24 protein-coding genes, 1 tRNA gene and 1 riboswitch are annotated in these 26337 nt (G+C 64.9%); of the genes, 8 read left to right on the forward strand and 17 right to left on the reverse strand.

Translation table 11 applies throughout. From position 1 onward, the window contains the following. Window positions 1-2: 2 nt before the first annotated feature. Both RSE12_17590 and RSE12_17595 read right to left on the reverse strand, forming a co-directional pair. Entirely contained in the window at window positions 3-395 is a 393-nt protein-coding gene (locus tag RSE12_17590) for a cytidine deaminase (protein ID WRH62160.1), read from the reverse strand. Between the two features lie 161 nt (window positions 396-556). Further along, window positions 557-1651, reverse strand: coding sequence for a cupin domain-containing protein (locus RSE12_17595; GenBank protein ID WRH62161.1), 1095 nt, complete (start codon window positions 1649-1651; stop codon window positions 557-559). Window positions 1652-1790: 139 nt separating this feature from the next. Between RSE12_17595 and RSE12_17600 the strand changes: the two genes are divergently transcribed. The 4 genes from RSE12_17600 to RSE12_17615 all read left to right on the forward strand — a co-directional run bounded on the left by RSE12_17600 (window position 1791) and on the right by RSE12_17615 (window position 8307). Further along, a complete protein-coding gene (locus tag RSE12_17600) occupies window positions 1791-4085 on the forward strand; it encodes an NADP-dependent malic enzyme (protein ID WRH62162.1) in 2295 nt (764 codons plus the stop codon). Window positions 4086-4402: 317 nt separating this feature from the next. Further along, window positions 4403-6295, forward strand: a complete 1893-nt coding sequence (locus RSE12_17605; protein ID WRH62163.1) for a propionyl-CoA synthetase — start codon at window positions 4403-4405, stop codon at window positions 6293-6295. 129 nt (window positions 6296-6424) lie between these two features. Further along, window positions 6425-6862, forward strand: coding sequence for a hypothetical protein (locus tag RSE12_17610; protein ID WRH62164.1), 438 nt, complete (start codon window positions 6425-6427; stop codon window positions 6860-6862). Continuing rightward, complete coding sequence (locus RSE12_17615) at window positions 6859-8307, forward strand: sigma-54 dependent transcriptional regulator (protein WRH62165.1); 1449 nt, start codon at window positions 6859-6861, stop codon at window positions 8305-8307. Before RSE12_17610 ends, RSE12_17615 begins: the two co-directional genes overlap by 4 nt. 46 nt (window positions 8308-8353) lie before the next feature. Here RSE12_17615 and RSE12_17620 read toward each other — a convergent pair whose 3' ends face one another. The 3 genes from RSE12_17620 to RSE12_17630 form a co-directional block, all read right to left on the reverse strand. Beyond that, window positions 8354-9745, reverse strand: a complete 1392-nt coding sequence (locus RSE12_17620; protein ID WRH62166.1) for a PepSY domain-containing protein — start codon at window positions 9743-9745, stop codon at window positions 8354-8356. A 59-nt stretch (window positions 9746-9804) separates the two neighbouring features. Next, window positions 9805-10203 carry a hypothetical protein gene (locus RSE12_17625; protein WRH62167.1) on the reverse strand — a complete coding sequence of 133 codons (399 nt, stop codon included), beginning with the start codon at window positions 10201-10203 and terminating at the stop codon, window positions 9805-9807. Between the two features lie 215 nt (window positions 10204-10418). After that, window positions 10419-11186, reverse strand: a complete 768-nt coding sequence (locus RSE12_17630; protein WRH62168.1) for an NAD kinase — start codon at window positions 11184-11186, stop codon at window positions 10419-10421. Between the two features lie 213 nt (window positions 11187-11399). Here RSE12_17630 and glyA point away from each other — a divergent pair, with 213 nt between their 5' ends. Continuing rightward, window positions 11400-12695: a serine hydroxymethyltransferase gene (glyA, locus tag RSE12_17635; GenBank protein ID WRH62169.1), complete on the forward strand. Its 1296-nt coding sequence runs from the start codon at window positions 11400-11402 to the stop codon at window positions 12693-12695. Window positions 12696-12756: 61 nt separating this feature from the next. Here glyA and RSE12_17640 read toward each other — a convergent pair whose 3' ends face one another. Next, window positions 12757-13440 (reverse strand): hypothetical protein, encoded by a 684-nt coding sequence (locus RSE12_17640; GenBank protein WRH62170.1) that lies wholly within the window; start codon window positions 13438-13440, stop codon window positions 12757-12759. Window positions 13441-13576: 136 nt separating this feature from the next. Here RSE12_17640 and RSE12_17645 point away from each other — a divergent pair, with 136 nt between their 5' ends. Further along, the gene (locus RSE12_17645; protein ID WRH62171.1) at window positions 13577-14485 is read left to right on the forward strand and encodes a DUF817 domain-containing protein; all 909 of its coding nucleotides are present in this window, start codon (window positions 13577-13579) and stop codon (window positions 14483-14485) included. Here RSE12_17645 and RSE12_17650 read toward each other — a convergent pair. Continuing rightward, window positions 14445-14816, reverse strand: a complete 372-nt coding sequence (locus tag RSE12_17650; GenBank protein ID WRH62172.1) for a hypothetical protein — start codon at window positions 14814-14816, stop codon at window positions 14445-14447. The genes RSE12_17645 and RSE12_17650 overlap by 41 nt on opposite strands. Window positions 14817-14911: 95 nt before the next feature. On the opposite strand from RSE12_17650, the gene RSE12_17655 reads away from it, so the two are divergent. Continuing rightward, complete coding sequence (locus RSE12_17655; GenBank protein ID WRH62173.1) at window positions 14912-15697, forward strand: alpha/beta fold hydrolase; 786 nt, start codon at window positions 14912-14914, stop codon at window positions 15695-15697. An 82-nt stretch (window positions 15698-15779) separates the two neighbouring features. On the opposite strand, the gene RSE12_17660 is transcribed toward RSE12_17655, so the two are convergent. The 10 genes from RSE12_17660 to gltX form a co-directional block, all read right to left on the reverse strand. Further along, a tRNA-Ala gene (locus tag RSE12_17660) sits at window positions 15780-15855 on the reverse strand. 55 nt (window positions 15856-15910) lie between these two features. Further along, window positions 15911-16360, reverse strand: coding sequence for a thioredoxin TrxC (gene trxC, locus RSE12_17665; protein ID WRH62174.1), 450 nt, complete (start codon window positions 16358-16360; stop codon window positions 15911-15913). 138 nt (window positions 16361-16498) lie between these two features. After that, on the reverse strand, window positions 16499-16816 hold the full coding sequence (locus RSE12_17670; protein WRH62175.1) for a DUF3775 domain-containing protein: 318 nt from the start codon (window positions 16814-16816) through the stop codon (window positions 16499-16501). Between the two features lie 71 nt (window positions 16817-16887). Further along, window positions 16888-17205, reverse strand: a complete 318-nt coding sequence (locus RSE12_17675) for an AzlD domain-containing protein (protein WRH62176.1) — start codon at window positions 17203-17205, stop codon at window positions 16888-16890. Next, window positions 17202-17909, reverse strand: a complete 708-nt coding sequence (locus RSE12_17680) for an AzlC family ABC transporter permease (protein WRH62177.1) — start codon at window positions 17907-17909, stop codon at window positions 17202-17204. The genes RSE12_17675 and RSE12_17680 overlap by 4 nt, the downstream gene beginning before the upstream one ends. 200 nt (window positions 17910-18109) lie before the next feature. Then, on the reverse strand, window positions 18110-20947 hold the full coding sequence (gene gcvP / locus RSE12_17685; protein WRH62178.1) for an aminomethyl-transferring glycine dehydrogenase: 2838 nt from the start codon (window positions 20945-20947) through the stop codon (window positions 18110-18112). A gap of 117 nt (window positions 20948-21064) precedes the next feature. Beyond that, window positions 21065-21424, reverse strand: a complete 360-nt coding sequence (gcvH, locus tag RSE12_17690) for a glycine cleavage system protein GcvH (GenBank protein ID WRH62179.1) — start codon at window positions 21422-21424, stop codon at window positions 21065-21067. A gap of 7 nt (window positions 21425-21431) precedes the next feature. Then, on the reverse strand, window positions 21432-22586 hold the full coding sequence (gcvT, locus tag RSE12_17695) for a glycine cleavage system aminomethyltransferase GcvT (GenBank protein WRH62180.1): 1155 nt from the start codon (window positions 22584-22586) through the stop codon (window positions 21432-21434). Window positions 22587-22760: 174 nt separating this feature from the next. Further along, window positions 22761-22868, reverse strand: a riboswitch (glycine riboswitch). Between the two features lie 84 nt (window positions 22869-22952). Further along, complete coding sequence (locus tag RSE12_17700; protein ID WRH62181.1) at window positions 22953-24332, reverse strand: MATE family efflux transporter; 1380 nt, start codon at window positions 24330-24332, stop codon at window positions 22953-22955. Window positions 24333-24426: 94 nt separating this feature from the next. Then, window positions 24427-25755, reverse strand: a complete 1329-nt coding sequence (gene gltX / locus RSE12_17705) for a glutamate--tRNA ligase (protein WRH62182.1) — start codon at window positions 25753-25755, stop codon at window positions 24427-24429. A gap of 90 nt (window positions 25756-25845) precedes the next feature. Here gltX and RSE12_17710 point away from each other — a divergent pair, with 90 nt between their 5' ends. Further along, the gene (locus tag RSE12_17710) at window positions 25846-26301 is read left to right on the forward strand and encodes a metallopeptidase family protein (GenBank protein WRH62183.1); all 456 of its coding nucleotides are present in this window, start codon (window positions 25846-25848) and stop codon (window positions 26299-26301) included. Window positions 26302-26337: the final 36 nt, after the last annotated feature.

The raw sequence follows: 26337 nt of genomic DNA on the forward strand, positions 1-26337 counted from the left end.
CGTCAAACCCGGTCCATATGCGCGGCGGTGAACACGCCGGGCAGCAACTCGGCCACTGTCATCACGCGGGCCTTCCCATCCGTGGTACAGAGCGTGACCTGCACATCCTGCGCCGCAAACTCCGCGATCTTCTGCCGGCACCCGCCACAGGGCGGCACCGGTTCGGGGCTGTCGGCGATCACCACCACCTCGGCAATCCGCGTCTCGCCGCCCGCCACCATGGCGGCAATCGCCCCCGCCTCGGCGCAGGTGCCTTCGGGATAGGCCACATTCTCCACATTGCAGCCGACAAAGACCGCCCCGCTGGTCGTACGCAGCGCCGCGCCCACCTTGAAGCGGGAATAGGGCGCATAGGCCTTTTCGCGAACCTCTGTGGCAGCAAGAAGCAGGGACATCGGCGCACCTCGTGGAATTCTGACCATCTGGTCACAGTCTGGAAGCCCCGCGCGGGATTGGCAAGGCACACGATTTTTCTGCGAAAAATCAGGGGGGCTTTGCGCCCCCCTCGCCGCTGCGCGGCTCACCCCCCGCAGGGTATTTGGGCCAAGATGAAAGCCTAAATCACCTTCGTCTCCGGGTTCCCCGGCAGTGTCACCTCCAGCAATTCCAGATCCGGCGACGGATCGCCGTAGCGCGTGGCCATCCCCGGCGGGATCACAAAGGCATCGCCCGGCGACAGGGCGAAGGGCTCTTTCCCCTCTCCCTCCAGCGTGAAGCTGCCCTGCATCACAAAGGTGAACAGGATGTCCCCCTGATGTTTCGTCCAGGCGGTCGCCCCGCCATCGGGCCGCGCCACCATGACCGAGGCCACCCCCTGCGTCGCCCCATGGATGGTGGTATCGCGCGCCACAAACCCCGGCAGGCGGAAGGGGCGAAACTCCCCTTTTGCCCCCTGATCATAGACAAAGCGCTGCCCCTGCCATTCCCGCTCGGGGCGCAGATGCGGCGTCGGCAATTCCATGTCGTGGTCGATCTCGGTCACATGTTCGGCGGGAACGCCAATCTCGATCACCTCAATCCCGTCGCTGGCATGCAGCACGCGGTGGCGAATCTCGGGTGGCTGGATAAAGCAATCCCCCGCTGTCAGGCGGATGGGTGGCCCCTGATCCTCATACACCACATCGACCCAGCCGCTGATGCAGAAGATCAGCTGAAAGCCCACCCGATGGAAATGCACCATGTCCGGCACAGGCCCGCCATCGGGGATGCGGATATGGCTGGCAATCATCGCACCGCCCAGCCGCGATGGCACCAGATCGCGATATTCCATTCCCGCCCGGCCAATGATCCACGGCGCCTGATCCGCCAGCCGCCGCACGACAAAAGCATGTTCCGTCGGCGGCAACACCAGCGGCGGGTTGGCTTTGTCGATCTCGACCCGCGTGCCATTTGGCGCGATCAAAAGCGTCTCGCCCCCGGCGAACCCCTCCTCATCCGTCAGGATCCGCACCGTTCCGGGATGCTCTGTCGCGCCCTTCTGGATCCGCAGCCGAAGGCCATACCCCGACAGCACCGCCACTTCCGGGTTGTCGGCGGGATAGATCATATCCAGCCGGAACCCCAGTTTCTTGGTCCAGAACGGCAGATCGTCGCGCAACTCCTGCGTCGGCAGGCGCATCTCTGCCCGGGTTTCGCCTTTGACTTCAAACATCTCGCCCTCCGCTCTGTTCCGGGCAGAATGGTCGCGCTTTCCGGGGATTTGCAAGACGGGCAGAAAACGCCTATTGGAAAGAACAGCAAATGGTTTGGCGAAAAGTAGTTTAACGTTAAACAAAACGGCGGAGGGGGCGATGGAAGATCACGTCAAAGGCGACGGGCGGCAGGAAAACGCGCGTCAGGCGGCACTGGATTACCACGAATTCCCCAAGCCCGGTAAGCTGGAGATCCGCGCCACCAAGCCGCTCGCCAATGGCCGCGACCTGTCCCGCGCCTATTCCCCCGGCGTGGCCGAAGCCTGCCTTGAGATCAAGGCCGACCCCGCCACCGCCTCGCGCTACACCTCGCGCGGGAACCTTGTGGCCGTCGTTACCAACGGCACGGCCGTGCTGGGCCTTGGCAATATCGGTGCGCTGGCATCAAAGCCGGTGATGGAGGGCAAGGCGGTTCTGTTCAAGAAATTCGCCAATATCGACTGTTTCGATATCGAGCTGAACGAACCCGACCCCGTCAAGCTGGCCGATATCGTCTGCGCGCTGGAACCCACCTTTGGCGCGATCAACCTTGAAGATATCAAGGCCCCCGACTGCTTCATCGTCGAAAAGCTCTGCCGCGAGCGGATGAATATCCCCGTTTTCCACGATGATCAGCACGGCACCGCCATCGTCGTGGGGGCCGCCGCCACCAACGCGCTGATCGTTGCAGGAAAGAAGTTCGAAGATATCAAGGTCGTCTCCACCGGTGGCGGCGCTGCGGGCATCGCCTGCCTGAACATGCTGCTGAACCTTGGCGTCAAACGCGAAAACGTCTGGCTCTGTGATCTGGCGGGTCTGGTCTACAAGGGCCGCGCCGATCAGATGACCGCCCAGAAAGAGGAATACGCCCAAGGCACCACTCCCGCCACGCTGGCGGATGTGATTGCAGGGGCCGACCTGTTCCTCGGCCTGTCCGGCCCCGGCGTGCTGACGGCGGATATGGTGGCCAAGATGGCCCCCCGCCCCATCGTCTTTGCCCTTGCCAACCCCACGCCCGAAATTCTGCCCGATCAGGTCCGCGCCGTGGCCCCGGATGCGATCATCGCCACCGGCCGGTCGGACTTTCCCAATCAGGTCAACAACGTCCTGTGTTTTCCCTTCATCTTCCGCGGCGCGCTGGATGTAGGGGCCACGGAAATCAACAAGCGGATGGAGATTGCCTGCATCGAAGGCATCGCCGCCCTTGCCCGCGCCACCACCAGCGCCGAGGCGGCGGCGGCCTATAGCGCGGAAAAGCTGTCCTTCGGGGCCGATTACCTGATCCCCAAACCCTTTGACCCCCGCCTGATCGGCGTGGTCGCCAGCGCGGTCGCCAAGGCCGCGATGGAAAGCGGCGTCGCCACCCGCCCCATCACAGACCTTGATGCCTACAAGCGCGGGCTGGACGGGTCGGTCTTCAAATCCGCCCTCATCATGCGCCCGGTGTTCGAGGCGTCAAAGGTCGCCGCCCGCACCATCGTCTTTGCCGAAGGCGAAGATGAACGCGTCCTGCGCGCGGCGCATGCGATGATGGAGGAAACCAACGACATCCCCATCCTCATCGGCCGTCCTGATGTGGTGGAATCCCGCTGCGAACGCGCAGGCCTTCCCATCCGGCCCGGCGTCGATGTCCATCTGGTGAACCCGGAAAACGACCCCCGCTACCGCGATTACTGGGGCACCTATCACGATCTGATGGCCCGTCGTGGCGTCTCGCCCGATATCGCCCGCGCCGTGATGCGCACCAACACCACCGCCATCGCCGCCATCATGGTGCATCGCGGCGAAGCCGACAGCATGATCTGCGGCACCTTTGGCCAATACCACTGGCACCTGAACTATATCCGTCAAGTGCTGGCCCGCGATGGCCTCCACCCCGTCGGCGCGCTCTCGCTGATGATCCTCGAAGACGGCCCGCTGTTCATCGCTGACACGCAGGTCAACCCCGAACCCACCCCGCAGCACATCATGGAAACCGTGATCGGCGCCGCCCGCCATGTGCGCCGCTTTGGCCTGACACCCAAGATCGCGCTCTGCACGCAAAGCCAGTTCGGCAACATGGACAATTCCGCCTCCCTGCGGATGCGCGCCGCGCTGGAACTGCTCGACGCCCGCGAACCCGACTTCTGCTATGAAGGCGAAATGAACGTGGACTCGGCGCTCGATCAATCCCTGCGCGACAGGCTGCTGCCCAACTCGCGCATGGAAGGTCCGGCCAACGTCCTGGTCTTCGCTTCCACCGATGCCGCCGCCGCCACGCGCAACATCCTCAAGATGAAGGCCAACGGTCTGGAGGTCGGGCCGATCCTGATGGGCATGGGCAACAAGGCCCATATCGTGACGAACTCCATCACCGCGCGCGGCCTTCTGAACATCTCGGCACTCGCCGGAACCCCGGTCACCCATTACGGATAAGGGCACCTTCGCCCCCTCACCTTGGGCCAAATACCCAAATCCGCCCGCGCCGCCACGGCACGCCGGGAACCCTGCACCCCTCTCCCCTTTCTTCAGGGGAGGGCCGCCGGACCTTTGGTGAGTCGCCCCAAACTTTGCAAACCCTTCTGCACTTAACCGCAATCCGCGAAGCTCCGCCCGGTTTGCAAAAATTTGCAGACCAACCTTGCAATATTCTGCAAACAAATTGCCGCACCCCGCCCATGTTCACGGTAACAGCGTTGCGTCAAAGGCCCCGTGTCGCGTAACAAATGCCAACTCGTGGAGGAGGGCATACAATGGCATACCGGGAACTCTATGCGAAATGGAAAGCCGATCCCGAAGGCTATTGGCTGAACGCCGCAGGCGCGATTGATTGGGTCGAACGCCCGCAAACCGCGCTCAACGCCTCGCGTGCGCCGCTTTATGAATGGTTCACCGATGCCCGCGTGAACACCTGCTGGAACGCGGTCGATCGCCACGTCCTCGCCGGTCGCGGCGCGCAGCCCGCCATCATCCATGACAGCCCGGTCACCGGCACCAAACACACCATCACCTATGCCGAATTGCAGGACCGCGTCGCCCGCCTCGCCGGTGCCCTGCGCGCCAAGGGCGTGGAAAAGGGCGACCGCGTCATCATCTACATGCCCATGGTGCCTGAGGCGTTGGAGGCGATGCTCGCCTGTGGCCGCATCGGTGCGATCCATTCCGTCGTCTTCGGCGGTTTCGCCGCCAACGAACTCGCCGTCCGCATCGACGATTGCACCCCCAAAGCCATCATCGCGGCAAGCTGCGGGATCGAACCCACCCGCGTCGTCCACTACAAACCCCTTCTCGATGCCGCCATCGACATGGCCACCCACAAGCCCGATTTCTGCGTCATCCTGCAACGCGAACAGGAAGTGGCCAAACTGATCGAAGGCCGCGATGTGGCGTGGCACAGCTTCCAATACGGCGTCGAACCCGCCGATTGCGTCCCGGTTGAGGGCAACCACCCCGCCTATATCCTCTACACCTCCGGCACCACCGGCGCGCCCAAGGGCGTGGTCCGCCCCACCGCAGGCCATCTCGTGGCACTGGCTTGGACCATGCGCGCCATCTACGATTGCGGCCCCGGCGATGTCTTCTGGGCCGCCTCCGATGTGGGCTGGGTCGTGGGCCATAGCTATATCTGCTACGCCCCCCTCATCGCGGGCTGCACCACCATCGTCTATGAAGGCAAACCCGTCGGCACCCCCGATGCCGGGGCCTTCTGGCGGGTGATCGCGGAACACAAGGTCCGCGCTTTCTTCACCGCCCCCACCGCATTGCGCGCCATCAAACGCGACGATCCCGAAGGCCATCTGGTCAAGGATTACGATCTGTCGAACCTGCAAGCGCTCTACCTCGCCGGGGAACGCGCCGATCCCGACACTGTCAACTGGGCAGGCCGCCATCTGAACGTGCCGGTCGTCGATCACTGGTGGCAGACGGAAACCGGCTATGCCATCGCGGCTAATCCCCTTGGCATCGAACACCTTCCCATCAAGGTGGGCTCCCCGTCCGTCGCCATGCCCGGCTTTGACGTGCAGGTGCTGGACGAAGGCGGCCACCCAGTCGCCCCCGGCCAGCTTGGCGCCATCGCCATCAAGCTGCCCCTGCCCCCCGGCACCCTGCCCACCTTGTGGAACGCCGAAGACCGCTTCCGCAAATCCTACCTCGCCCATTTCCCCGGCTTTTATGAAACCGGCGATGCGGGCTATGTGGATGAAGACGGCTATCTCTACATCATGGCGCGCACCGACGACGTCATCAACGTCGCAGGCCACCGCCTGTCGACCGGCGCGATGGAAGAGGTGCTGGGTTTCCACCCCGACGTCGCCGAATGCGCCGTGATCGGCGTCTCGGACGATCTCAAGGGCCAATCCCCCCTTGGCTTTCTCTGCCTGAACAAGGGCTGCGACCGCCCCGCCGCCGATATCGTCAAGGAATGCGTCACCCTGATGCGCGAAAAGATCGGCCCCGTCGCCGATTTCAAACGCGCCGTCGTGGTGGACCGCCTGCCCAAGACGCGCTCGGGGAAAATCCTGCGCGGCACCATGGTGAAAATCGCCGACGGGCAGGAATACAAGATGCCCGCCACCATCGACGACCCCGCCATTCTGGATGAGATTCGCACCGCGCTGCAAAGCCTCGGCCTCGCCGCGCGCTGATCTCTGCCAAGGCGCGGACCTGCCTTTTTGGCGCACTGGACAAGCCGCCGCGCGTGGCTAGTCTTGCGCCATGAAAACCGCGCCCGCCCACGCCCCCTGCCGACACCCCGCCGCGCCAGGCAGGTCCGCATGACTGCGGACGATCCCCTTGGCATTCTGGGCGACAGCACCGCGCTGCGCGACATCCTTGTCATGGCCGGGCCGGACACGGCCCTGCGCATCCTGCACCAGATGCATATCGACCTTGCCACCACCGCCGCGCAGATCGCCCCCGCCATCACCGGGGCCGACAGCACCACGATCCGCGCCCAGACCCATGTCCTGATTTCGCTTGCCGGCACCATCGGCGCGATGCGCCTGCACGGGCTGGCCGTCGACCTGAACGCCGCCGCCCATGATGAAGATGCTGACCGCATCGCCGCGCTCTCAGGGCCGCTGATGGCAGACCTTACCGCCCTCATCGCCCTGCTCGCCGCCCGCCTGCCGCCCGATCACGCCACCGAACAAACCCCCAAAACATCCACGGGCACATCCCCCGACACATCCACCGACACTGCCGCCGCATGACCACCGTGCCGCCCCTCCTGCTGATCGAAGACACGCCATCGCTTCAGATGGTCTACCGCTCTGTGCTCACCAATGCCGGCCACGCCGTCCGCAGCGCCAGCACCGCCTCCGAAGGCATGGCCGCCTTTGTTGAAAGCGGTTCCACGGTCGTCCTGCTCGATCTGATGCTGCCCGACCGCGACGGTCTAGAGCTTATGCAGGAAATGCTCACCCTGCGGCCCGAGGCGAATGTCATCGTCATCACCGCCAACGGCTCCATCAACAAGGCGGTCGAGGCGATGCGCGCCGGCGCGCATGAATTCCTTGTCAAACCCTTTGACGAAACCCGCTTCCTCGGCGCAGTGGACAACGCCCTCGCCAATCGCGGCACCCCCCGCCGCGCCCCGGCCGCCAGCACCGCCCTCACTGCCACCCCAGACCTCACCCCGCCAGACCTCGCCCCCCCCAGCGCCGCACTCCCGGCCCAAGCCTTGCCCGCCACGACCGGGGCCTTCGTCGGCTCCTCCGACACGATGGCCCGCATCCATGCCAAGATCCGCTCCGTCGCCCGCTCCATGGCCACCGTCTTCATCACCGGCGAAAGCGGCACCGGCAAAGAGCTGTGCGCGCTTGCCGTCCATGACCATTCCCCCCGCGCCGCTGGCCCCTTCATCGCGCTGAACTGCGGCGCGATCCCGCAAGACCTGCTGGAATCCGAAGTGTTCGGCCATGTGAAAGGCAGCTTCACCGGCGCCATCTCCGACAAGCCGGGTGCCGCCGCCGCCGCCGATGGCGGCACGCTCTTTCTGGATGAAATCTGCGAAATGGCCCCCGCGCTGCAAACCAAACTGCTGCGCTTTCTGCAAACCTCCACCGTGCAGCCCGTGGGGGCCACCCGGCCCCGCAAGGTGAACGTCCGCATCGTCTGCGCCACCAATCAGGACCCGCTCGATGCCGTCCGCCGTGGCCGCTTCCGCGAAGACCTGTATTACCGCCTCTATGTCGTGCCGATCCACATGCCGCCGCTGCGCGAACGCGGCGATGATGTCATCGAAATCGCCGAAGCCGCCCTCTCCCGCTTCGCCACGGAGGAAGGCCGCCGCTTCGACGGCCTCTCGCCGGATGTGACCGCCCTCTTCCGCCGCCTGCCCTGGCCCGGAAACGTGCGACAGGTGCTCAACGTCATCCGCCATGTCGTGGTGATGAACGAAGGCGGCCCTGTCACGCCTGACATGCTGCCCCATATCGTGGCCGATGAACCGGGCCTTGCCCCACCGCCCGCCTTGCGCGCGCCCGCCTCGCCCGAACCCGCGCTGGATGCGCTGATCGGCAAACCGCTGGCCGAAATTGAACGTCTGGTGATCGAAGCCACCCTGAAACGCTTTGACGGATCGGTGCCAAAGGCCGCCCGCATGCTCGAACTCGCCCCCTCCACCCTCTATCGCAAGATCGAAGGCTGGAAGTAGCACACAGCCCGCCATGAGGCGGGGTCGCCCCCGCCCCACGCGCGCTTTATGACAACACGCGCCGCAATGCAGGCACCTGCCGCAGCAGCACCAGATCCAGCACGATCACCGCCGCAATCGCCACCCCGCCCAGCGGAAAGGCGATCCCCAGCACCCCGATCAGCGCCGCCGCCACCCACCAGAAGGCCAACCCCTGAGGAGCGGGCGGCGCACCAAGGCGGAACGCCCCGGCAGGCCGCCGCTTCCACCACATCACCAACCCCGACACCGGCAGAAAGATCATCGACAGGCAGAACAGCGTGTTCAGCGCGATGTTCCACGCCCCCATGTCGCCCTCGTGAAAGGCGATGCCATAGGCCATCGCCTTGGCCCAAGGGCTGTAATCGGCATAGCCCACATCGGCCAACACATGGCCGGTATATTGGTCGATATGGACAGTCCGATCCGCACTGGGATCGGGGCCGTCATTGGACATGCTGTCATGGCTGATCGTCCAGACCCCCGTCTCATCCCCCGGAAGGGCAAGCTGGAACCGCCCGTTGAACCCAAGGCCCTGCGCAAAGCCCGCCACGCTGTCAATCGTGACCGGACCTGCAACCGCCTGCGTCCCCGCCAACGACCCGCTCTCCGGCAACGGGGTCTGTTCCAGCCCCCAAGGCACCTCTTTCGCCGCGCCATGGTTCATATCGGCATGGGTCTTGTCCGACAGCGGCACCGCCTCCCACTTCTCTGCCGGAAAGGTCGACCAGGCCTGCACCATCTTGCCGCCCCAGATTCCCGCCCAACTCAGCCCCGAAATCAGGAACACCAGCAGCACCGCCGACATCCACATTCCCACCGCACCGTGCAGCGCCTTCCACGCCCCGCGCGAGGTGAAGGCCACCTTCGGCAACAGCGCCTCGCGCCATGTCCCACCCCGGCGCGGCCAGTGCAGCCAGACGCCGGTCACCACAAGGATCACGCCCAGCGACGCGGCCGCCTCGATCAGCCAATCCCCCAGATCGCCGATCAGCAGCGTGCCGTGAATTTCGGTCGCGAAGTCGTACCACCCCGCCCGCCAGGGAAAGGTGTCCACCACCTCGGCAGTATAGGGGTTGATGACCACCGTCATCGCCCCCTCTGCACCCGTCACCTGAAACACCGCCACCCGATCCGCCGCCATCGGCGCGATATAGCTGCCCGCCACTCCGCCCGGAACGGCCGCCTCCGCCGCCGCCTGCAAGGCGGACACCGCCATCAGGCTGCCTGTTGGGGCCACCACCATCCGCTCGCCGTTCAAATCGGTCAGCGCCGAAATCCACAGCATGATCAGGCCGGTCACCGCCAGCATGATCAGGAATGGAAAGACGTAAAGTGAGCAGTAGAAATGCCAGCGCCACACCGTGAAATAGCGCCGTTCCGTCGCCGCGCGGGCGACATCCTCTGTCGTCGAAACCATGGGATCTGTCCTTTGTCCATGTGCCAGCCGCCGCACCACGCGACAGCCTGAAGTCCGCATCAGGAAAAGGTCGTCTCCGGTGGCCCCCGCGCCGGGGGCAAAAACAGGGGACCGGCGGGCACCGCCTGCCCCTGCACGACAGGCCAAAGCGCGCGCCATTGCCGTTCGATCGGCACAGGCAGCGCCACCACCGCCACAGCCATTGCAGATTTCTGCAACACGCAGGCCGGGCAGTCCCGCTGCCCATGCCCGCCCTCATGCCCCGCCATCCCGGCATCGTGGCAAAGATCGTCAACCGATCCGCCCGCCGCCAGAAAGGCTGCCATCGCGGCAAACTGGGCCGCCGCCTCGGCGGGCCGCTCCAGCGGGCGATGCGCCGCCCCCGCCCCGGCCAAAGCCAGGCCAAGCGTCAGGGCCAGCACAGCCCGCATCAGCAATGGAAAACGCGACAACAGCATCAGCGCAGCGCTAACCCACCTGCCCCCCGCCGATCAAGGGGGCAAGCACCAGCCAAAGACTGCGCGACTCACCCGCCAGACACATGGTTAACGCCACCCGACACCACCGCGCGTATGCACAGCCGTCTGCACCGGCATCTGCACCACGCGCTGCACCGCCCTCCGGCCCTTATCCCGAAATTAAACCCAGCGCCCGCAAGCGCTTGGCGGTTTCGTCAGACGAACTGCTCGTTGATCAGCCGCTCTTCCAGCCCATGGCCGGGATCGAACAGGATGCGGTGCCGCACCCCCGGCTCAGACCGCACCTCGACGCTCGCCACCCCCCGCACCGACCCGCGGCTGTCGGCATCGGCCATCACCGGGCGCTTCTCGGCCTCCAGCACCTCAAACCGCACCACCGCCCCCTTGGGGATCAGCGCTCCGCGCCAACGCCGGGGCCGGAATGCCGCCATCGCCGTCAGCGCCAGCACATCCGCCCCGATGGGCAGGATCGGCCCATGCGCCGAATAGTTGTAAGCCGTTGATCCCGCAGGCGTTGCCACCAACGCCCCATCGCAGACCAACTCCTCCATCCGCACCCGGCCATCCACGCTGACCCGCAGTTTCGCCGCCTGCGGCCCCGCACGCAAAAGGCTCACCTCGTTGATCGCCAGCGCCTCATGCACCGCGCCCTCCACATCCACGGCGCGCATCCGCAGCGGGTTGATCACCGCCTCCTCCGCCGCCGCCAGCCGCGCAGGCAGATCGCCGGGCTGATAAGCGTTCATCAGGAATCCGATGGTGCCGCAATTCATCCCATAGACCGGCAAGGACAGCCGCTGCGTCTCATGCAGGGTCTGCAACATGAAGCCGTCCCCCCCAAGGGCAACCACAACATCTGCGCTCTCCTGCGCCACCTGCCCATAGCGCGCGGTCAACACCCGCAGCGCCTCGGTCGCCGCCGGTGCCCCCGATGCCATAAAGGCGATGCGTGATGTGGTCATCGGCCCAGTCTCCCCAGTCGTGCACCGCAGTCTTGCGGGCCAACCCCGCCAAACTCAACCCCCGAAACACCCCCGCCCCACCGGCCCGCCCGACCCATTATTTCGCACAGACCCCGATTGGAGTCGTTTTCTTGCCTTCCCGCATCGCATCCAGTGCGCTAGATGCGGGACAAGCCCGTCACCAATCCTGCATTCCCGCCATGAGGAGAGCCCATGAACGCCCCCCACCGCGATACCGGATTCTTCACCGAACCCCTCGCCACCCGTGACGCCGAATTGTTCGGCGCGATCACCCAGGAACTCGGCCGCCAGCGGCACGAAATCGAACTGATCGCCTCGGAAAACATCGTCTCCCGCGCCGTGATGGAAGCGCAGGGGTCCGTGATGACCAACAAATATGCCGAAGGTTATCCGGGCAAGCGCTACTATGGCGGCTGCCAATATGTTGATATTGCGGAAAACCTCGCCATCGAACGCGCCTGCAAGCTGTTCGGTTGCGGCTTTGCCAACGTCCAGCCCAACTCCGGCTCGCAGGCGAACCAGGGCGTGTTTCAGGCCCTGCTGCAGCCGGGTGACACCATCCTCGGCATGTCGCTCGATGCCGGTGGCCACCTCACCCATGGCGCGGCGCCCAACCAATCGGGCAAGTGGTTCAAGGCCGTGCAATACGGCGTGCGCAAGCAGGATCTGGAACTGAACTACGATCAGGTCGCCGAACTTGCCGCTGAACATAAGCCCAAGCTGATCATCGCCGGCGGCTCGGCCATTCCCCGCATCATCGACTTCGCCAAGATGCGCGAAATCGCTGACAGCGTGGGTGCCTATCTCCTTGTCGACATGGCACATTTTGCGGGCCTCGTCGCGGCAGGCCTCTACCCCTCGCCCTTCCCGCATGCCCATGTCGCCACCACCACCACGCACAAAACCCTGCGCGGCCCGCGCGGCGGCATGATCCTCACGGATGATGAGGCGCTGGCCAAAAAGTTCAACTCGGCCATCTTCCCCGGCATTCAGGGCGGCCCGCTGATGCACGTCATCGCGGCCAAAGCCGTCGCCTTCGGCGAAGCCCTGCGCCCGGAATTCATCACCTATCAAAAGCAGGTCATCACCAACGCCAAGGCGCTGGCGGATGAGCTGATGAAGGGCGGGCTGGATATCGTCACCGGCGGCACCGACACCCACCTGATGCTGGTCGACCTGCGCCCCAAGGGCGTGAAGGGCAACGCCACAGAGAAAGCCCTCGGCCGCGCCCACATCACCTGCAACAAGAACGGCATCCCCTTCGACACGGAAAAGCCCACCATCACCTCCGGCGTCCGCCTCGGCACCCCCGCAGGCACCACGCGCGGCTTCGGTGAAGGCGAATTCCGCCAGATCGGCCGCTGGATCACCGAAGTCGTCGACGGCCTCGCCGCCAATGGCGAAGACGGCAACGCAGCCGTCGAAGCCAAAGTAAAGGCCGAGGTCGAAACCCTCTGCAAGCAGTTCCCGATCTATCCGGGGCTCTGATAGACCTGACGTTACGGGTGAAAGGGCGCGGGCCAAAGTCCCGCGCCCTTTTCCTTTTCGGTCAATGCTTCCGTGGCGTCGGGGTGTTTTTCTTTATCTTTCGGCGCGGTGTACCCCGGCGCGGTGCGGGCCCTCTCTCAGACGCCACACCCGTCGCAGCGTTGGAGTCTACCAAACTCTCAAGCACAGGGCCCGACGAAAGGGCACGGGCTGCTTCCTGCCGCGCCTGCATTAACGTCTTCGCCCACGCCTGCAGACGCACCAGATGGGCGCCAATACGTTCGTCAGCGGCATGCAACGCGATAAGCGCACTCTGGCACCCAGCCACCGTGGCAATATCATGCTGTTCGATGAAGTGGTGGACCAGATCGTTACGCAGGGTGACGAGTTCGGCAAGGTCCTGCTTGGTTCGCTCAAATGCCTCGGCCGTCATTCCCAAACGCAAATGGACCGAGAAATCGGGCACGTCCTTCACCCGAACGTTGTCCATTTCACCCTCGCCCAGCGCGAACAGATGATCACCGGTAAAGGCCCCAACCAGCATCCCTAAGGTCTTAAGCCTGACGTCCGCCTCCTGAACCGCAAGACCACCCGATGGGCCGTCTGCCGTGATCGTTACACTGCACATCTGCAGGATGGCCTTCAAAAGCCTCTCATATTGCTGAAGCCGCAGAATGCAGCGCCCCAATAGGCGCTGGGCGTCAATCTGAAGTGCCTTCTGTCCATCGTCCGTCGTGTCAGTCATTGCCTGTGGGCGGCCTCCCTCGCCGTCCTATCGTGCCCGGTCCGACCACCGATTGTCCAGCAAGCCGCGCGATCACCGGACTTGACGGCTTCGATCCACGGCGATCAAATCCGCCCACAAAACCGCGCAGGACAGGATGATCACCCCCAACACCCGCAGCATCGAACGTCGGCTGGGGGATTGGGCCCGCGACCGCCTGCCCTTCGCGCTGGCCGAATTCGTCATGTTCGTCTTGAAACAGGGCTGGGCCTGCCTCTTTGGCGGCCTCATGCTGGCGGCGATCATCGGCTCCGCCCTGATCTGGCAGCCGGATTGGCCGCTGCACCGCTACGACGCGCTATTCCTCTTTGCCATTGCAACACAGGCGCTGTTTCTGTGGAAAAAGCTGGAAACATGGGAAGAGGCGCGGGTCATCCTGCTCTTTCACCTGACCGGCACCGCGATGGAATGGTTCAAGGTCAGCGCCGGGTCATGGGGCTATCCGGAACCCGCGCTGTTCAAACTGATGGGCGTGCCGCTGTTCTCCGGCTTCATGTATGCCGCCGTGGGCAGCTATATCGCCCGCGTGATCCGCATCTTCGACATGCGCTTCACCCCCTACCCGCCCTTCGCGCTTACCCTCGTGCTGGCCGCCGCGATCTATGTGAACTTCTTCGCCCACCACTTCCTGCCCGACATCCGCATCGCGCTCTTTGCCGCCACGCTGATCCTCTACGCCCGCACCCGCGTCTATTTCCGCATCACCGACCGCCCGCTTTGGATGCCGCTCCCACTTGCGGCCTTTCTTGCCAGCCTCGCGCTCTGGATCGCGGAAAATGTCGGCACCGCCACCGGCACATGGCTTTATTCCGGCCAACTGCCCGGCCAGATGGTCAGCCTCGGCAAACTCGGCTCCTGGTATCTGCTGCTTTACGTGTCCTTCGTGACCGTCACGCTGGTCAGCCGCCGCGCCTTGGGCGGCAGCGCTCCATCCGATAGATCAGACGCAATCAGATCAGGCGCGATCAGATCAGACCGGCAAACGCCAACCCGATATACAGAATAAGCACCGACAGAACCGCCGTAACCCCGCTTTGCAGCGCAGACCGGAAATGCGGCAATCCGGGCGTTCCGGGCGCCATCATCTGCAAATGCCGCAGGCAGGTGCGGTAATCGTCATCAAAGCTGTATTCGTCGATCCCGGCCAGATCGCCCAGCTTGGCCTTGCGTTCGGCCAGCGCAATCCGCCACCCGGCCTGACGCGCCTCGGAAGGCAGCACCCGCCCCGCCCGCCCCAGCCGCGCCTCAAGCGACGGCCCCTTGACGCCGAGCCGTTCCTCCAGCAACTCCGAAATGCGGTTTGCCTTCTGCAGAATGATAATGGCGATGGCAGACATTTTTAATACCCCTTAACGCATTGTGGCAACATAGCGGCAAGACTGGGGCAGAAAAAGCAGGCATCCGGAAACGACCGGATGCGCAAAGGGAAACAATGCTGAACCTGATCCACCACCCTGCCACCGAAGGCCCCAGCCATCCCCCGCTGATCATCGCGCATGGCCTCTTCGGCTCGGGTCGCAACTGGGGCGTCATCGCCCGCCGTCTGGCCGACAGCCGCGATGTCTTTGCCGTCGACATGCGCAACCACGGCGACAGCCCGCGCGCCGCCTCGCACAGCTACCCCGACCTCGCCGCCGATCTGGCCGAGGTGATCCGCCATATCGGTGCGCCTGCCGATCTTCTGGGCCATTCCATGGGCGGCAAGGCCGCGATGCAGCTTGCCCTGACCCAGCCTGACCTGATCCGCCGCCTGATCGTGGCCGATATCGCCCCCGTCGCCTATACCCATGACCAGACCCGCCATATCGATGCGATGCGCGCGCTGGACCTGACCCACCTCACCACCCGGGCCGAGGCCGACCAGCGCCTCTCGGCCCTGATCGACGATGCCGCCCTGCGCGCCTTCTTTCTGCAATCGCTGGATCTCAAGGCCGAAGGCGGCCCCCGCTGGCGGCTCAACCTCGATGTGCTGGAGGCCGAGATGCCCCGCATCGTCGGCTGGCCCGGCACGACAGGTCACTTCGACCGCCCCACCCTGTTCCTGACAGGGGCCAACAGCGCCTATGTCAAACCCGAATACCGCGACACCATCCGCACCCTCTTCCCCGCCGCCCGCTTCGCCCGCATCCCGGATGCCGGCCACTGGCTCCACGCCGAAAAACCCCGCGAATTCGAAGAGACCGTGCGCGTCTTCCTCACCACCCCCGACCGGGCCTGAAGGATCGTCCATTTCGGCAAAGCAACGCCAAGCGCCGGAAGGACCAGCCCCCGAAACCTGGCCCGTAAGTTCTTGGATTGCTTGGTGGAGCAGAGGGGGATCGAACCCCTGACCTCGTCATTGCGAACGACGCGCTCTCCCAACTGAGCTACTGCCCCCACGGGCGGCGTTTTTGCCGATTGCCCCCGCTTTGTCAAGCCGCGCCCCCGCCGCTCAGGGGGTGGCTACGGCCACGTGCTGGCGCACAAAGGCGATGATTTCGGCCGCCGGGCGTGCGCCCGCCAACCGCGCCACCTCGCGCCCCCGGTGATACAGGATCAACGCCGGAATGCCCCGGATCCCGGCCCGCTGCGACACGGCCGGATGCGCCTCGGTGTCTAGCTTGGCAAAGCGCACCTTCGGGGCCATCTCCTTCGCTGCCTTGGCGAATTCCGGCGCCATCATCCGGCATGGCCCACACCACGCCGCCCAGTAATCCACGATCAGCGGCAGGTCATCCCCGCGCACGGCCTTGTCATGCGCCGCCGCGTCCAACTCCATCACCCGCCCATCCAGCAGCGCCGCGCCGCAGATGCCGCATTTCGGCCCCGCCGCCAGCCGCGCCACCGGCACCCGGTTCATCTGCCCGCATTCGGCACAGCACAGCTTGACCGCATCCGCCATCTTGGCCCCCGTCATATTCGCCCTGCCGCATATGTTTGGACGCTGAGACCGGAATGCAAGCCCCCAGCTTCATCTTGGCCCCAAATACCCGCGGGGGAGCCGCCCGTCAGGGCGGCGGGGGCGGCAGCCCCCTAAACCTCACAGGAAATCGCTCTCCACTTCCGTCACGTCGATCCCCATCGCCTCCAACCCCGCCTCAAGGTTCTCGGCCAGATGCGGCATCCCCATCAGATACTGGTCCGTGGGCACGGTCGCCTCGGTATAGGCCGTCTCCACCGCCGTCGCATAATCCTCGGGTTCGAACGCACCGCGCCCGACCCAGGCTATCGCCGTCAGATGCGCCTTCTCGTCATCATTCAGCGCGTCGATGAAGGCATGCAATTCGCGGTCGGCGATGCCCTCCTCGCGGAACTGGTAAATGATATGCACCACTTTCTCCGGGCTGATCTCCAGCATGGCGCGACTCCTCTTCTGCGTGTCCTATCGTTGCCCCAGCCGCGCCCCAGCGCAAGCCAAACTGCACCCGCTCAGGCCATCAAGGCAAAGATTGCCGCATAGGCCACCGCCCCCGCCAGCGTCGCCCCCACCACAGACCGCTGCCAAAGCCAGACAACCACCACCCCCGCCGTCCCCGCCAGCGGTGCCAGCACCGCCCCCGCCGCAACAAAGGGCAGGGCAGAGGCCACGAACAGCGTGGCAATCGCCGCAGGCCCCACCGCCGCCAGAAACCGCGCCAGCCACCCGCCCTGCGCCCCATCGCCCAGCCCGAACCGGATCGGCAGATAGCGGAACGCCCAATTCGCCGCCCCGACGATCAGCGCCAGCGCCAGCACCTCGCCGCTCATGCCCGCCCCCGCAGCAATCCGGCCAGCGCCCCGGCGATCATCCCGCCAAGGATTCCCGTGGTGGATGACACCAGCAAAGTCCCCGCCACGCAGGCCAGCCCCGCCACAGCAATCACAGGCACCTGCGGCCGCGACAGGATCGACAAGAGCAGCGCCAGAAACAGCGCAGGCAGCAGGAAGGACAGCCCCGCTTCCAGCACGGGCCAGCCCTCCAGCGCACCACCGCCCGCCATCGCGCCCGCCACGGTGCCACCCACCCAGGCGGCATAGGCGGGCAGGCCCAGCCCGAACATATACGCCTCGCCAAAACGCCGCCCGCGCGCCAATTCCCCCAGCGCCGCGCCGAACACCTCATCCGTCAAACCCCAGGCCCAAGCCCAGGCCCATTGCTTCGGCGGCCGCTTTCCGGCCCCCGCCCCCGCCGCCTTCATCAGCGCAGGGCCATAAAGCACATGCCGCAGGTTCATCGCGATCAGGGTAAAGGCCGCCACTGGCAGCGCCGCGCCCGATGTCAGCAGGGCCAGCGCCAGAAACTGCGACGCCCCGGCATAAATGATCAGCGACAGCGCCGCCGCCTCCCAACCCGACAACCCCGCCCCCGTCGCCGCCACGCCAAAGGCAAAGGCGATCGGGAAATAACCCAGCGCAATGGGCAGCGCAGCAATCACCCCCGCGCCGAATGTTCCGGCTTTTTCTTCGCTCACGGTCAACCCCACCCTGCCCCGGTCAGCAGGGCTATCCGCGCCGCCTTACCGCGTCAACGCCTCGTCAAGACCTCGGGCCAACCATGCTCACGCCTCTGCACCCACGCACATAAACCAAAAAGGCGCAGCCAAAGCTGCGCCAATCTGTATGCACACCCGTCTGCACCGCCATCTGCACCGATGGCGGCACAGCCGCCGCCCTATTCCGCCGCTTGGGCGTAGGCCTCGACAGGCGGGCAGGTGCAGATCAGGTTGCGGTCGCCGAACACATTGTCCACCCGGCCGATGGGGGGCCAATACTTGTCCACCCGGAAGGCACCCGGCGGGAAGCAGCCCTGCTCGCGCGGGTATTTCCGCGTCCAGTCTGCCACCAGATCCTCCACCGTGTGCGGGGCATGGCGCAGGGGGCTGTCTTCGGCAGAAATCTCGCCCTTCTCCACAGCGTCGATCTCCGCCCGGATCGCCAGCAGCGCGGTGATGAAACGGTCGATCTCGGCCTTCGTCTCGCTTTCCGTCGGCTCCACCATCAGCGTCCCCGCGACCGGCCAGCTCATCGTTGGCGCGTGGAAACCGTTGTCGATCAACCGCTTGGCGATGTCATCCACCGTCACGCCGAACTCTGCAAAGGGCCGGGTGTCAAGAATGCATTCATGCGCCACCCGCCCCTTGTTGCCCATGAACAGGATCGGATAGGCCCCCTTCAGCCGCGCCGCGATGTAATTGGCGTTCAGGATCGCCACCCGCGTCGCCTGCGTCAGCCCCTCGCCCCCCATCATCAGGCAATAGGCCCATGAAATCAGCAGAATGGACGCGCTTCCATAAGGTGCCGCGCTCACCGCACCGTCACCACCCGTCTCCGAATGCCCCGGCAGATAGGGCGCCAGATGCGCCTTCACGCCAATCGGCCCCATCCCCGGCCCGCCGCCGCCATGCGGAATGGCGAATGTCTTGTGCAGGTTCAGGTGGCTCACATCGCTGCCGATCTCGCCGGGTTTCACCAACCCCACCAGTGCGTTCATGTTCGCGCCATCAAGGTAAACCTGCCCCCCATGCGCATGGGTGATCGCGCAGATTTCCTTCACCGTTTCCTCAAACACCCCATGGGTCGACGGATAAGTGATCATGCAGGCTGCCAGATTTTCCCCTGCCTCCGCAGCCCTTTGCCGGAAATCATCAAGGTCCACATCGCCATTCGGGGCCGACTTGACCACCACCACCTGCATCCCCGCCATCTGGGCAGAGGCGGGGTTCGTGCCATGCGCCGATACCGGGATCAGACAGATGTTGCGGTGCCCATCCCCCCGCGCACGGTGATAGGCCTGAATGGTAAGCAATCCCGCATATTCCCCCTGCGCGCCGCTGTTGGGCTGCATGGAGAAGGCATCATATCCCGTCACCTCGCACAGCTTGACCGTCAGGTCGTCAATCGCCTCCTTGTACCCCAGCGCCTGATCGGCGGGCGCAAAGGGGTGCAGCGTGCCAAATTCCGGCCAGGTGATCGGCATCATCTCTGCCGCCGCGTTCAGCTTCATGGTACAAGACCCCAGCGGGATCATTGCGCGATCCAGCGCAAGATCACGGTCCGACAGGCGGCGCATATAGCGCATCATCTCGGATTCCGCGCGGTTCATATGGAACACCGGATGGGTCAGGTAGTCCGTCACCCGCACCATGGCCTCGGGGAAGCCAAGGTTCGCCCGATGTGGCGGCACGCCCTCGATGCCAAAGGCGCGCAGCACGCGGATCAGCACCTTTTCATCCGTCGTCTCGTCCAGCGAAATCCCCACCCGGTCATTGCCGATCTTGCGGAAATTCAGCCCCTCATGCCGTGCGGCGGCCAGAATACCCGCCTGCCCCACGCCCACTTCTACCGTGATCGTGTCAAAGAACGCCTTGGGCGACACTTTCGCCCCCGCCGCCTTCAACGCCCGCGCCAGCCGGTTGGTCAGGAAATGCACCCGTTCCGCAATGGCGCGCAGGCCCTTCGGCCCGTGGAACACCGCATAAAACGACGCCATCACCGCCAACAGGGCCTGCGCCGTGCAGACGTTGCTGGTGGCCTTCTCGCGCCGGATATGCTGCTCGCGCGTTTGCAGCGACAGGCGATAGGCCTTGTTGCCCCGCGCGTCGATGGAAACCCCCACGATCCGCCCCGGCATCGCCCGCTTCATCTCATCCTTGCAGGACATGAAGGCCGCATGCGGCCCGCCATAGCCCAACGGCACCCCGAACCGCTGGCTCGACCCGATGGCAATATCCGCCCCCATCGCGCCCGGTTCTTTCAAAAGCGTTAACGCCAGCAGATCGGTCGCGACAATCGCCACCGCCTTCGCCTCATGCAGTGCGGCGATTTCATCCGTGAAATCAATCACATGCCCATAAGTTCCGGGATATTGGAAAATCGCCCCGAACAGCTTTTCCGGCTCCATCTTCGCCGGATCGCCGACGATCACCTCAATGCCCAACGGCTCTGCCCGCGTGCGGATCACGCCGATGGTCTGCGGATGGCAGCCATGGTCGACAAAGAACCCCCGCGCCTTGGTCTTGGCCACCCGTTCGGCCATCGCCATCGCCTCGGCCGCCGCCGTCGCCTCATCCAGCAGGCTGGCATTGGCCACCGGCAACCCGGTCAGATCCGAAATCATCGTCTGATAGTTCAACAACGCCTCAAGCCGCCCCTGCGCGATCTCGGGCTGATAGGGGGTATAGGCCGTATACCACGCCGGGTTCTCCAGAATATTCCGCTGGATCGCAGGCGGCGTCACCGTCCCGTAATAGCCCTGCCCGATCAGGCTGGTCATCACCTTGTTCTTCGCACCCACCGTCCGCATCCGCGCCAAAAGCTCATGCTCGGACAAGGGCGCCCAGCCCAGCGGCACCGCCTGCCGGATCGACTTCGGCACCGTCTCATCAATCAGCGCATCCAACGTCTTGACGCCCACCACCTTCAACATCTCGTCCATCTCGGCAGGCGAGGGGCCGATATGGCGGCGGTTGGCAAAGTCATAGGGATTATAGTCGACAGGGGTAAAGGTCATGGCGCAGGCCTCATCGTGTTTCCCATGGCGGGCGCGCGTCCCGCGCCCACCAAATTCCTTGGAAGGAATTTGCAAAAGTTTTCAAAAACTTTTGCGTCTCAACGGTTTGAACCGGGATCACCCGATCATGTCGTTGTATTCATCCTCGTCCATGAACTGATCCAGCACGTCCAGATCATCCACCTTCATCTTGAAGAACCAGGCCGCCCCGGTCGGGTCTTCGTTCACCAGCGCCGGGTTGTCGATCAGCTTGGTGTTGACCGCGACGATCTCACCCTCGATGGGGGCCAGGATGTCGGACGCCGCCTTGACGCTTTCGATCACCACAACCTCATCGCCGGACGCGACCATGGTTTCCGTCGCGGGCAATTCCACGAACACCACATCCCCCAACTGGGTTGCGGCATGTTCAGTGATGCCCACGACCACCAGATCACCCTCGATCCGCAGCCATTCATGTTCTTCCGTGTACTTCATCGCATCCTCAACGCTTGTAGGTGGTGGGGTGAAAAGGCATCGGCACCACAGTCACGGGCAGGCGCTTGCCGCGCACCTCGCCCATCACCGCCGTTCCGGTAGTCGCATAAGACGCAGGGACATAGCCCATGGCAACAGGTGCCTCGACCGAAGGCCCGAACCCGCCGGATGTGACACGGCCCAGCGGCGTGCCATCCACGGCGAACAGTTCCACCCCCTCACGCATCGGCGCCCGGCCCTCGGGCCGCAGGCCCACGCGGCACCGCTCCGGCCCCTCGGCCAACTCGCGCAGGATGCGGTCCGCACCGGGGAAGCCGCCCGCGCGGTCACCGTCAGAACGCCGCACCTTCTGGATCGCCCATGTCAGCCCGGCCTCTACCGGGCTGGTGCCGTCGTCGATGTCATGGCCATACAGGCACAGCCCCGCCTCAAGCCGCAGACTGTCGCGCGCGCCAAGCCCGATGGGCATCACCCCCGGCCGCGCCAGCAGCGCTTGCGCAAAATCCAGCGCGCGGTCCTCGCGGATCGACAGTTCAAACCCATCCTCGCCGGTATAGCCCGACCGCGACAGCCAGACCTCGGCCCCGTCCCAATCCATCACCGCCACATCCATGAACCGCATCGCCGCCACGCCCGGCAGCAGCACGGCCAGCGCCGCCTCGGCCGCAGGCCCCTGCAGCGCCAGAAGCGCACGGTCCTGAATGAATTCCACCTCTGCCACAGCGCCCAGATGCGCGCGCATATGCGCCACATCGGCCTCCTTGCAGGCGGCATTGACCACGACAAACAGGTGATCGCCCCGATTGGCGAACATCAGGTCATCCTCGATGCCGCCCGTGTCGTTGGTGAACAGCCCATAGCGCTGCCGCCCCTGCGCCAGCCCCGCCACATCCACCGGCATCAGCGACTCAAATCCCGCGCACAGCGCCGCCATCCCCGCCTTGGGCCGCAGGATCACCTGCCCCATATGGCTCACGTCAAACAGCCCGGCGGCGGCCCGCGTGTGCAGATGTTCCTTCATCACCCCGGCGGGATACTGCACCGGCATCTCATAACCGGCAAAGGGCACCATCTTGCCGCCCAGCCCCACATGCAGATCATGCAGCCCCAACCGCTTCAGCGGCGCAGTTTCAACAGCCGTCGTCTCGTCAAGGTCGGACAAAACGTCCCTCCCCAGTCTTCAGAGCGCCGGTTGTACAAACCAATCGGCACCGTCCGGACAGGCCAATCCCTGTCCCACGATGCCCCCTCTGTCCCTGTCCCCACCTTTCGGCTTTAGGACGCCTGAGATCGTTATCCCTTCGGCGGGCGCATCCGCGCCACTCTCCAGAGTACTCCACCAGCAACGGTCCGTTGCGCCTGAGAGTTTACCGGGGCGGTTGCTCCTTCGGCACCGGCTCCCACAGGGTTACCCCTGCGCGCCGGATTCTCCCGATGCTGGTGCCTTTGCCTAACCCGGCCCAATCGATCCGGCAAGGGGGAAATCATATGCGACGGTATGCAACCCGTCCCCGACATGCACCACGCGTTAAACCGCGCGGGTTTTGGTCACCCGGTCCACCACGCGCAGCGCCAGCCAGACCGCCAGCACCCCGAACAGGATACCCCCCACCGCTTGGCCCACCAGCACGCCGGGCGCGCCCCACCATTGCCCGAAGGCCCAGGCAAAAGGCACCGTCCCGATCGTATGCCGCCCCCAGTTCACCATCGTCGATTGCATCGCCGCGCCCAGATTGTTGCACACGGCATTGGCGACAAAGATCATCCCGTTGAAAAAGAACAGCAAACTCAGCGGCCCGCAGAACAGATAGATCAGATCCCGCGTCAACCCCTCGGCATGGAAGGCATCCGCAATCGCCCCCCGCGCCGCGAACAGCACGGCCGACATGACCACGATCACGATCCCCGAAAACAGGATCGACTCGCGCAGCGTCCGCCGCACCCGGTCCATCTTCCCGGCACCAAGGTTCTGCCCGATGATCGGCCCCACCGCGCCCGACAGCGCAAAGATGATTCCGAACGCCACCGGCGTCAGCCGCCCGGCAATCGCCATCCCGGCCACCGCCGCCTCGCCATATCCCGCCACCATCCGCGTCACCACCGCCTGCCCCACCGGGGTGGCCAGTTGCGTGAGGATGGCCGGGCCAGAGATCGCGAACAACGGCGCCGCCGCCGCCACCACGCTCGCCCCCGACGGGCGCCCGAACCCCCCGTAATGCCGCCAGATCGGCCACAGCGCCATGCCCGCAATCGCCGCCCGCGACCCCCACCCCGCCAGCGCCGCCCCGGTCAGCCCAAGGTCCGCCCACAGGATCAGCACCGGGTCCAGCGCTGCCAGCACCACCGCGCCCCAGACCGTCACCATCATCGACCGCCGCGCATCGCCATGCGCGCGCAGCACCCCCGCCCCGATCATCCCGATCATCAGCAAGGGCTGCGACGGGATGATAATCCGCAGGTAATGCAGCGTCTCCGCCGCCGTCGCCCCCTCGGCCCCCAGCAACCCCACGATGGGCGGCAAGGCCAGCCAGACCACCGCCGCAAAAGCGGCCCCGAACCCGGCCCCCAGCAGCAGCCCTTCGGTCGTGCGCTGCCGCGCCAGCGCCAGATCGCGCGACCCGACCGCCCGCGACACCAGCGCCGACACGCCAACCGAAAGCCCGATGCCAAAAGCCGTGGTGAAAAACAGCACAGCCCCGGCATAGCCGATGGCCGCCGTCTTCACCGGGTCCTGAAGCCAGGAAATGTACAGAAGGTTGATCAGATCAACGACAAAGATCGCCATCAACCCGACCGAAGATGTCAGCGACATCACCGCGATATGCCGGAACAGGTTCCCGGTCACGAACTTGCCCTGAACCGGGGCCTTCGCCGCCGGCGTCACGCCTGTCTCTTCAAAAGACGCCATGCCGTTTCACCTTGGCTTAAATACCCATTGAACGCCCGCCACGGGCACGACCGCCCCGGCAAAGCGCCAGAATTTTCGCAGAAAATTCGTGGCCTCAGCCCGCCCGAACCACCTTCAAAAGCGGCATCACATCCGCCATCTCGGGCCCGTTCACCCGTCCCGTCAGCGCCTTGCGCAACGGCATGTAAAGCGCTTTGCCCTTGCGGCCAGTCGCGGTCTTCACAGCCTCGGTCCATTCGCCCCATGTCGCATGAGTCCAGGGACGCGGCGGCAGCAGGGCCACGGCCTGCGTGATGAACGCGGCATCCTCCGGCTCGATCAGCGGCTCGGCCCCATCCCGGAACAACACCGACCACTCCGCCAGATCATCCAGCACGGTGATATTGCCCTTGGCGACCGCCCAGAACGCCTCGGCCTCATCCGCCGGCACGCCAAGTGCTGCAACCTTGTCGGCCACCGCCTCAAACGGCAGGCTCTGCACATAGGCCCGCGTCAGCGGGAACAGGTCTTCGGCATCAAACTTCGTCGGCGCCGACCCGAACGATCCCACATCGAACCCGTCGATCAGATCCTGCATCGACGTCGCCAGCTCCACCGGCTTCGATGATCCCAGCCGCGCCATCAGCGACATCAGCGCCAAGGGTGCAACCCCCCGCGCCCGCAGGTCGCGCAGGCTCAGCACGCCAAGGCGTTTGGACAATTCCTCGCCCTGCGGCCCGGTCAACAGGCTGTGGTGCGCGAAGGTCGGCGGCACCCCGCCCAGCGCCTTCATGATCTGGATCTGCGTGGCCGTGTTCGTCACATGGTCCGCGCCCCGCACGATATGGGTGACGCCCATATCCACATCATCCACCGATGACGCGAAGGTATAAAGAACCTGCCCATCCGCCTTGATCAGCACCGGGTCCGACACCGACGCCGCATCAATGGAAATGTCACCGATGATCCCGTCGCGCCATTCGATCCGCTCCTGATCCAGACGGAACCGCCAATAGCCCTGCCGCCCCTCGGCCCGATACGCGGCCTTCTGCTCTTCGGTCAGGTGCAGCGACGCGCGGTCATAAACCGGCGGCTTGCCCATGTTCAGCAATTTCTTGCGCTTCAGGTCCAACTCGACCGGCGTCTCGAAACATTCATAGAACCGCCCCGCCGCCTTCAGCGTCTCGGCCGCTTCGGCATAACGCGCCATCCGCTTGGATTGCTGCTCGATCCGGTCATAGCGGATGCCCAGCCAATCCAGATCGGCCAGCAGCCCGTCGATGTATTCCTGCTTTGACCGTTCCTGATCGGTGTCATCCAGCCGCAGGATGAACGTCCCCCCCGCCTTGCGGGTGATCAGGTAATTCATCAGCGCGGTGCGCAGGTTGCCCACATGGATATATCCGGTGGGCGACGGCGCGAAACGGGTGGTGACGGTGGTCATTTGACAGGCTCCGATGGACCCTGTCCCTCTTTCACAGGCGGTCCCTTTTGTCCATATCTGCACCAGACCCCCGGCAGGAAAGGCCGCCCCATGACAACCGCCGACCCCACTGCCGATACGGACACCCCCGATACCCAACCTCCCGGCTGGGACGCCTTCACCGCCCCCGATCTGGCCTTGTTCGAACAGCTTGCCCATGGCGCGGTGATCTCGCTGCCCCAACCCTGGCGCGACATTGCCACCAAGGTCGCCCTGCGCGTCGTCGACTTCCCGCCCGATGACATGCTCGAAGCGATGGACCTCAACGATCCCTACGAATTGACCGGTCTCTACGAAGGCATTCCGCTGACAGAGAAATCCGTGATGGATCAGCCCGACCATCCCGATATCGTCTGGCTGTTTCGCCGCCCGATCCTTGAGGAGTGGATCGACCGCGGCGATGTGGGCCTTGGCGATCTGATCACCCATGTCGTGATCCACGAATTCGCCCACCACTTCGGCTGGTCGGATGAAGATATCGCGGCCATCGACCCGTGGTGGGAATGACGACCCTCAAAAGCCACTCTCAAAATGATTGCAGAG

This window comes from Fuscovulum sp. (assembly GCA_035192965.1).
GTDB lineage: Bacteria > Pseudomonadota > Alphaproteobacteria > Rhodobacterales > Rhodobacteraceae > Paragemmobacter.